Source organism: Lactobacillus sp. UMNPBX17 (genome assembly GCF_002553735.1).
GTDB classification, from domain to species: domain Bacteria; phylum Bacillota; class Bacilli; order Lactobacillales; family Lactobacillaceae; genus Lactobacillus; species Lactobacillus gallinarum.
Map to the genome: position 1 here is coordinate 1 of NZ_PCYT01000066.1, position 7936 is coordinate 7936.

General features: G+C 35.5%; 9 protein-coding genes. 6 read left to right on the top strand and 3 right to left on the bottom strand.

From position 1 onward, the window contains the following. Positions 1–151 precede the first annotated feature (151 nt). The 5 genes from CP368_RS08595 to CP368_RS08620 all read left to right on the top strand — a co-directional run bounded on the left by CP368_RS08595 (position 152) and on the right by CP368_RS08620 (position 4559). Positions 152–643, top strand: a complete 492-nt coding sequence (locus CP368_RS08595) for a hypothetical protein (protein WP_098036457.1) — start codon at positions 152–154, stop codon at positions 641–643. A gap of 261 nt (positions 644–904) precedes the next feature. Continuing rightward, positions 905–1546: a hypothetical protein gene (locus CP368_RS08600; protein WP_098045976.1), complete on the top strand. Its 642-nt coding sequence runs from the start codon at positions 905–907 to the stop codon at positions 1544–1546. Between the two features lie 98 nt (positions 1547–1644). Then, complete coding sequence (locus CP368_RS08605) at positions 1645–2565, top strand: DMT family transporter (protein WP_098044340.1); 921 nt, start codon at positions 1645–1647, stop codon at positions 2563–2565. Next, the gene (locus CP368_RS08610) at positions 2558–3478 is read left to right on the top strand and encodes a DMT family transporter (protein WP_098045977.1); all 921 of its coding nucleotides are present in this window, start codon (positions 2558–2560) and stop codon (positions 3476–3478) included. Before CP368_RS08605 ends, CP368_RS08610 begins: the two co-directional genes overlap by 8 nt. A gap of 595 nt (positions 3479–4073) precedes the next feature. After that, a complete protein-coding gene (locus tag CP368_RS08620; RefSeq protein ID WP_087176594.1) occupies positions 4074–4559 on the top strand; it encodes a C40 family peptidase in 486 nt (161 codons plus the stop codon). Positions 4560–4605: 46 nt separating this feature from the next. Here CP368_RS08620 and CP368_RS08625 read toward each other — a convergent pair whose 3' ends face one another. The 3 genes from CP368_RS08625 to CP368_RS08635 all read right to left on the bottom strand — a co-directional run bounded on the left by CP368_RS08625 (position 4606) and on the right by CP368_RS08635 (position 6072). Next, entirely contained in the window at positions 4606–5292 is a 687-nt protein-coding gene (locus CP368_RS08625; RefSeq protein WP_098044338.1) for a type 1 glutamine amidotransferase, read from the bottom strand. 109 nt (positions 5293–5401) lie between these two features. Next, positions 5402–5656, bottom strand: a complete 255-nt coding sequence (locus tag CP368_RS08630) for a type II toxin-antitoxin system RelE/ParE family toxin (protein WP_232792154.1) — start codon at positions 5654–5656, stop codon at positions 5402–5404. A 5-nt stretch (positions 5657–5661) separates the two neighbouring features. Next, positions 5662–6072, bottom strand: a complete 411-nt coding sequence (locus CP368_RS08635; RefSeq protein ID WP_025006447.1) for a type II toxin-antitoxin system RelB/DinJ family antitoxin — start codon at positions 6070–6072, stop codon at positions 5662–5664. A 194-nt stretch (positions 6073–6266) separates the two neighbouring features. On the opposite strand from CP368_RS08635, the gene CP368_RS08640 reads away from it, so the two are divergent. Then, positions 6267–7871: an ABC transporter ATP-binding protein gene (locus CP368_RS08640; RefSeq protein WP_089145945.1), complete on the top strand. Its 1605-nt coding sequence runs from the start codon at positions 6267–6269 to the stop codon at positions 7869–7871. Positions 7872–7936 lie beyond the last annotated feature (65 nt).

The following is a 7936-nucleotide window of genomic DNA, read 5'->3' on the forward strand; positions in this document are numbered from 1 at the left end:
AGGTTTAATAATTTAATCAGAGGGCGAAAAGGTAGGTTCTTTTCGCCTTTATTTTATGCAAAAAAAGAGCCGAATCACAACGATTCGACTCTTTTCAATTTGTCAATGTCTTAACTTAATGACATTGATTTTTTTGGAATGAGGTTTTATTATGTTAAACAACGAACTGTCGGCAGAGATGGTGGACCATTTAACCGCTGGAATTTTGAAGAAGTATAATGATAAATTACTTTCTGCGGTGCAGCGATTGTTTCCAGAGCTTGATATCAAAGAAGTGCAATCGCTTGATGACGTGAACGGAAATGCTTTGGGAGAACGAGCAGTGGTTCACGTAATCGCACGGGATGCAAAACGCAGCAAGTATGGTTTGATAATCCAAGTAGGTTCACAACGAGCAGGTGAAAACATTCTTGAAGTGGCTAATGGCTATCAAGAAGAAATTATCTTCGGTAGATTGGATTGCCCTGAAGAAGAATTCAAGGCAGCTTATGTTGTGTTTTTATGCCGTGAAGATCCATTTGGTAAAGGGAAATTTCGTTATGAATATTTTGGCGGCAAGTATGATAAACGAACTGGAAAGACTACACCAGCACCTAATGTAATTTTCTTCAATTTAGATAATGAAGATGAAGAAATTTTTTAGAAAATATAGCTATGTATTTGTTTAAGAAACACAATTAGAACAAAATGAGAATAAGTATCGAGCTATCAGATGTATATATCTGGATTTAAATAATTAAATTAAGTCATTAAAAATGTATATATAGTTGAAAATAACACGTATAAAAGGCGAAAATATAGGGATTTTACGCCTTTTTATTTTTTAGAAAAAATGATGGACAAATCGAAAAGAAGGAATATAATTCTAGTTAAATTAGACAAATGATTAAAAAAGGGTGAGAATATGAATGGGCAAATGGACGACCACATGAACAAGCAAGAGCTTAATCATTGGTTACATAGTCGTAAATGGAAGAGAATATTGTTGATCTCAGAATTCGTTTATGTAGTAATTCTGATGTTGACACTAGTTTTTAACTTTTCTGTTTTCATGCATTTAGTAGTATTTCAAGGGATAGCAATTTTCATTTATTTATTAGTCGGTTGGATCTTCGATAAAGGTGATTCAGCTGTCAGCTTTAAAAAGCGTGATACATTATGGGAAACGATTACTAGCATTCGTCTTAATCGTTTATTCTTTATCAGATTTTTCGAAATAGTTACTTTCTGGGTAAATGTAGCAGCAGATATTGCATTTGGACGTAAACTCTGGGACGATATTTTGAATGCACCATTAAAAATCCAACACGCGACGGCGCTTGAGAATGCGTCACTTTACGGCGATTTTACTTGTGTAATCTTGCTAGCAATAGTCTTTATTGCTATTATTCTTGCAAATAAAAAGACGATGCGTGTTTCTGCGATTTTAGCAATAGTATTTTTACTCGCAGTTTTACTTATCCAGCATGAGATGTTGGTTCCTGTCATTATAGGAATTATTGGTAGTGTTAGTGCAATCGTGCTTTCCTTACAAGCTAAACTGTAAAAATTTAAAATGAATAAAAAATTAACGGACTAGTTCAAGCTAGTCCGTTTTTGTTATGATATAGGTTGCTAGTTTAGTATAGTTGAGGTTTAAGAAGAATGGTTACACAAAAACAACGTCGTCTTTGGGCATTCTTGGCTGCCCTAGCCTGTGTTATGTGGGGAATCTCAGGTTTATTTGCCAAGAGCTTATTTAATACGAGTCCGTCCATCACGCCAATGTGGCTTTCACAAATCAGAATGGTCACATCTGGTATTATCTTGTTGATCGTAGCTGGATTCTTAAAGCAAAAGCCAATCGCTACGATGAAGAATAAACATGATGCTTGGGTAATTATTGCTTACGGTATTTTTGGTTTATTACCCGTGCAATTATTTTACTTTATCGTTGTGCAACAATCTAACGCTTCAATTGCCACAATTTTACAGTTCATCGGTCCATTTTTCGTAATGGCATATTTAGCCTTTACGCATAAACAAGTAATGCGCCGGATTGATGTGATTGCAGCGATCTGTGCCTTTATTGGGGTTGTTTTGCTTGCGACACACGGTCGTTTTAATCACTTTGCCATTACGCCAAGCGTTTTATTCTGGGGCTTGCTCTCAGCCGTTGGTGTAGCAACTAATACCTTGATTCCGATCGGCGTTTTAAAACGCGTTTCAAGCTTAGTCGTTACAGGTTGGGGCCTTTTATCTGCGGGAATCTGCTTGATAATCGTTCACCCACAGATGCCACATATTCCTAATACACCACACGTTTGGCTTGATGTGGCTACCGTTATTGTGATTGGTACTTTGATTCCATTCCAGTTGATGACTAATTCATTGCGTTTCATCAAGGCATCTACTGCAAGTTTGCTTGATGCATTTGAACCATTCTCTGCAACGGTAGGTTCAGTTTTATGCTTTGGCTTGGTTATGGCACCAATGGACTGGATCGGTTCAATCTTAGTTGTTTTAGCTGCAATGGCTTTGAATATTTCTCCAAGAAAGAAAAAGGGAAAATTGAATAATGATTGATCCAAAAACACGTAGACTGTGGACTTTTCTGGCAGCCTTAGCCGCTGTCATGTGGGGAATCTCCGGTCTTTTTGCTAAAGGTTTATTCAATATTAGTGCTAAAATAACGCCGATGTGGTTGACCCAAATTCGGTTGATTATTTCAGGAATCGTACTTCTGCTTTTGGCAGGAGCTTTAAAGCAAAAGCCACTTGCTACATTAAAGAATAAGCATGATGCGTTAGTAATTTTCGCTTACGGAATCTTCGGATTATTGCCCGTGCAATTATTTTATTTCATGTGTATTCAGGTAGCTAACGCTTCGATCGCTACTATCTTACAATTCATCGGCCCATTTTTCGTATTAGGATATTTGGCTTTTACTCATAAGCAAGTCATGCGTAGGTTGGATATCTTGGCTGCGATTGCGGCTTTCATCGGTGTCTTTTTGCTGTCAACGCACGGACAATTTGATCATTTGGCCATTACGCCGGTCGCATTATTCTGGGGTCTGCTTTCAGCAGTAGGTGAAGCAGCATATACTCTGATTCCAGTTAATATTGTTAAAAGAGTATCCAGCATGGTGGTGACTGGCTGGGGGATGCTGTTTGCAGGAATCAGTTTGGTGATTATCCATCCGCAATTCCAAGCTATTCCTAATAAGCCAGCTGTTTGGTTATATACCAGTGCCGTAATTATCATTGGAACGATTATCCCATTTCAGATTATGGCTAACGCCTTGCGTTACGTTATTCCATCCACAGCCAGCTTGCTTGATGCATTTGAACCGTTCTCCGCAACGGTAGGCTCAGTTCTCTGTTTTGGTTTAGTTATGATGCCAATGGACTGGGTAGGTTCAATTCTGGTTGTGCTAGCAGCTATGGCTTTGAACTTAACACCAAAACAGCCAAAGAAACATAAAGTACATGAATAAAAAAGAGAGGTTTTAATCGACCTCTCTTTTTTTGAAATAGATTAAATTAGTTAAACAGACAAGTAATGTAATAATGCCATAGACAATGAAGATGCTGGTGATTAAGGCAAGAGAAGAAAATTCGATCCAAAAGAAGACGGAGATCGAAATTAAGATGGCTGCTAGGATAATAGTTACAATATTTAGTCTTTTAAATTGTAAAGTAATTCCTGAAGCGAAGGTGCAGGCGGTTGCGATAGATAGGCAGGCTAGGTTGATCATTGATGGAGCGTAAGATGATAGATCACGAAATTCTGAAACTAGTGAAAGGCCCAGAATTAAGGCTATCAGTATTAAAAAATGTCGTGCATAACTGTCTATTTTCTCCATATTGTTTGTTCAACTCCTGTAATCAATGTTAATAGCATATAGAAAAGTGAAAAATTTTTCAAGTTGAGAAAAGAAACATAAGCTCTTTCTTATCAAAATTACAAAATAAGACATTTTCTGTAGTTTTGCTTAATTAGATAGTATTACTTTTAAAACATAGTTGTAATATTTCTCAGGTAATATATAAAGCGTCGAAAGATAAAAAGTAATTAAGGAGAAATGTCAATTGAGTTTTAGACGTAATTTAGTTAAGTTTGCCGCAGTTTTATCAGTATTTTTCACAGGAATTTCTTTTATTAATGTTCCTAACCAAACACAAACTGTGCACGCAGCAGAGCAAAGCACTACAGAAAAACGTGAAGCAGTTGCTGGTCTTGCTAAAAAGCAAGTAGGTAAGCGTTACGTTTACGGCGCTACTGGCCCTTCAGCCTTTGACTGCTCTGGCTTAGCTCAATACGTTTATAAAAAAGCCGCTAAAAAGACATTACCAAGGACTACTTATGGTCAAGTTACTAAGGGTAAAAAGGTTTCGTTAAGCCATCTTAAAAAAGGTGACTTATTATTCTGGGGTTCTGCCTCAGCCCCTTACCACGTTGGTATTTATGTTGGTAATGGACAATATGTGCATGCTGCAACTCCTAGTCAAGGGGTGAGAAAGCAGGCTATCAGTGCCTACTTTTATCCCTCAGCTGCTAAACGTGTTTTAAATTAATTTGATAATGAAAAAGCCCAGTCAGAAATTCTGACTGGGTCATTTTTTATTCTGTGACTTTTTTGGCTTCACTAACACGTTCTTGATGCCAAGCGATAATCATTTTCATGATGGCATTAGCAACATTAGTATTTTTAAGTAGTGGGCCATGTGAGTATGAACCGATGAAGTTACGGTAGCGCAGGCCTTCAACGTGGTCTTGTGGGTTGTTGCCGTAGCCTTCGATCATGTCGCCGAGGGGATGCAACTTGTCTTTGTTGTCGAAGTAAGTTTGACCAGAGTGGTTTTCAAAAGCCTTAACCTCACCCCATTCGGTCATGTAACGGGTGTCACCGATCATTCGCTTGTCGCTCTTGAAGACTGTGTGTAGTGGCAAAATATCCAAACCTGGAATAGTTACGCCATAATTAGTCTTGTAGTAACTACCCATTAGTTGGTAACCACCACAAATGCAAAGCATCGGCTTGTCATCGTTGATGTATTTTCTCAATGTTTCTTTGTGACGTGGCAAGTCTTTAGCGACAACAGTTTGTTCAAAGTCCTGGCCGCCGCCGAAGAAAACGAAATCGTAGTCAAAGGCGTTGAATTCGTCACCAAGTGAAATATTATCAACTTGAGTGTCGTAGCCTTCACGCTTTAGTAAAAAGCTCAAGATTTTAACATCGCCTGAGTCACCGTAAGTATTCATTAAATCTTCGTAGAGATATGCAATTTTAATTAATTTATCGCTCATTTTATTGTCCCTTAGTTCGTTTAATTTCTTCTGTCTAGTATAGCTTAATAGCTAGAATGGGGCAAAGGATTAATATTTGAATACTGTACTTGATGAAGCTAGTATGACATCAATAATGTGTACAGTATCGTTTTCGATAAAGTAGAATATAGCATATTTTTTTGAAATTAACTCGTCGGTATTTTCTTGAAGGAGTTTTTCTATATCTTTCTGGAAAATAATTTAACGCTTGCATAGTTTGCTCAAGATCTTCTACATAATTTTGAGCAGTTTTTGGAGATTGAGATAATTGCAAGATAGAGCTATATATCTCTTTAAGTTCTACAGATACGTTAGGAGTTGATTTGACAGTATATTCTTGCATGAAATTTAAATTCCTAATTCTTTATTCAGTTCGCTAAAAGTTTTACTAATTTCGACACTTTTATCATCTCTTGCATCTTGGGCATGCTTAGCCAACCTTGCTTCAAGCTCCTCTTTAGTCATCTTATTCATATTCATCCAGTCAGGAGTAAGTTCGGCTAATTTATCTTCCCAGTTGGATTTAACGACTTCATACTGAGCAGTGGCCTCGGCGACCATCATAGCGGTGTCGTGGTCGTTTTTGTTTTTTCTTTTCTTTGAGGACAAATCAAAAGGAATTCCTCCAGTCAATGCAATTTGTCGTAAGTACATGTCAATTGCAACTGACATCGGGATGCCAAGTTTGTTTAATACTTTTTCTGCGTTTTGTTTAGTTTCTTGGTTAACACGGACATTGATTGCAGCTTTTTCAGTCATAATTGCACCTCTGTGTAGTAAAAATGTAGTTATTAGATAGTTGATGACTACATATTATCAGATACAGGCAGGAAAGTGAAATAAAATCAATCTTTTTAGTATTGACATAGGAGTAATAAAAATATAGAATTTGTCTAATTTTATATTCATCATATTTTAATATCTTGGATTGCTGTTCAGAATTAGGTGACGCTATGCATATGATTTTTAGCAAAATTGATAAAAAGTATAAAGTTGAATATTGGCTTCTATTAGGAATGAATATTATCAGTACTGGCATTTTAACTTTTAATGTTTATTTGGAAGGAATGCTGCTAAATTCTTTAGTGTATAAGGCTGATAGAGATTCATTTATACGCAGCATTATATTAATAATCACCCTAAGTCTTATAAGACTTTTGTTGTCATATTTCATGAATAAAATTCAAATTCTAGAATTCAGAAAAATAAATATAGAAGTTAACGATGCAATAATAAAGGAATTGTATTCAAAGGATACACTGAAAGTCACAAAAATGAATTCAGTTCGAATGGCAGACAGAATTACTGAGGACACTACTGAAGTGTTGACTTTTTTCTTCCAAACTGTAAATCAAATAATTTCAATCGTGCTTTCCTCAGTCTTGATTTTTACGTATTTATTTACAGCTGGCTCTAGTTTTTTGTTACTGATAGTGATCCTGTTGCCTGCATATAGTGTCATATATTTATTTTTACGGCCTAAGATTTTCAAAGTTAGTTTGAAGTTGAAAGAAGCCTATAATGAATACTTTTCAGGCTTTACCGAATGGTTAAGTAGATACATTGAAATAAAGGGTAATCAAAGAGAGAAAATAGAAAATGAAAGATGGAGCAGTACAAAAAGAACGCTTTTAGGCGTTGCCAAACGAGATTTTCTTCTTAATTTGAATATGTCTAATAGTGAAATTATTTTACAACTGATTTTTCAATTAGTATTGTTCATTAATGGTGGTTTATCAGTCATTTCTGGAAGAATGACAATTGGTTCTTTTTCAATCATTTTTCAATATTTTGACCAACTTTTGGGAGAAGTAGATGAAGCTTTTTCTATTTTGTTTAACTTTGAATCATTCAGGGTAGCCCGGCTGAGAATCAACAATTTACTATCCATGAAAGATGAGCAAGATGGTGAAAAAGCAGTTTCCAAAATAAATTCGATTCAGGTACAGGATTTTAATATTTATTTAGATGGAAAAACACCATTGTTTACTAGAAAAATTTCTGCTACTTTTGTTGCTCCTGGATTTTATGTTGTAAGGGGTAGAAATGGAATCGGAAAATCAACTTTTCTTAGAACAATAATAGGATTATATACACCAAAAAAAGAAGGAAAAATCACCATAAATGGTGTAAATGCTGATTTGATTAATAAAAGAAAACTGAGAGAATCGAATATAAGTTGTCTATTTCAAGATACACCGCTTCCTAATTGTTCTGTAAGAGACTATTTAGGATCATATCCTAATAAAAGTCAGATTGATAAAAATGAGTATTTTGCAAAAGTCTTTAATTCATCACAATTTAAAATTGAGAAAGTTTTAGATAGAGAGATGAGTGAACTATCAACAGGCGAAATACAATTAGTGAAATTATATTCTGCTATTTTGAAAACTAATGCACAATGCTTTTTACTAGATGAGCCATTGGCGAATATCTATCCTGAACTACAAAATGATTTGTTAAAGTTATTGCAGGAAATAGCGCAGACTAATTTGGTTATTATCATAAGTCACGATTTGCAAGTGAATGAAAATGCTAAAAACATGAGAATAGAGTAACTATTATTCGGAGACTGTCAAATCTTTTGTGTAAATAGTTCTTTCTCGCAAATTGATTTTTTAAT

Excerpts from the sequence above, each read along its gene's own strand:
- CP368_RS08610 (WP_098045977.1), top strand. The coding sequence starts at position 2,558 with ATGATTGATCCAAAAACACGTAGACTGTGGACTTTTCTGGCAGCCTTA.
- CP368_RS08635 (WP_025006447.1), bottom strand. The coding sequence starts at position 6,072 with ATGACTGAAAAAGCTGCAATCAATGTCCGTGTTAACCAAGAAACTAAA.
- CP368_RS08600 (WP_098045976.1), top strand. The coding sequence starts at position 905 with ATGAATGGGCAAATGGACGACCACATGAACAAGCAAGAGCTTAATCAT.
- CP368_RS08595 (WP_098036457.1), top strand. The coding sequence starts at position 152 with ATGTTAAACAACGAACTGTCGGCAGAGATGGTGGACCATTTAACCGCT.
- CP368_RS08625 (WP_098044338.1), bottom strand. The coding sequence starts at position 5,292 with ATGAGCGATAAATTAATTAAAATTGCATATCTCTACGAAGATTTAATG.
- CP368_RS08630 (WP_232792154.1), bottom strand. The coding sequence starts at position 5,656 with ATGCAAGAATATACTGTCAAATCAACTCCTAACGTATCTGTAGAACTT.
- CP368_RS08605 (WP_098044340.1), top strand. The coding sequence starts at position 1,645 with ATGGTTACACAAAAACAACGTCGTCTTTGGGCATTCTTGGCTGCCCTA.
- CP368_RS08640 (WP_089145945.1), top strand. The coding sequence starts at position 6,267 with ATGCATATGATTTTTAGCAAAATTGATAAAAAGTATAAAGTTGAATAT.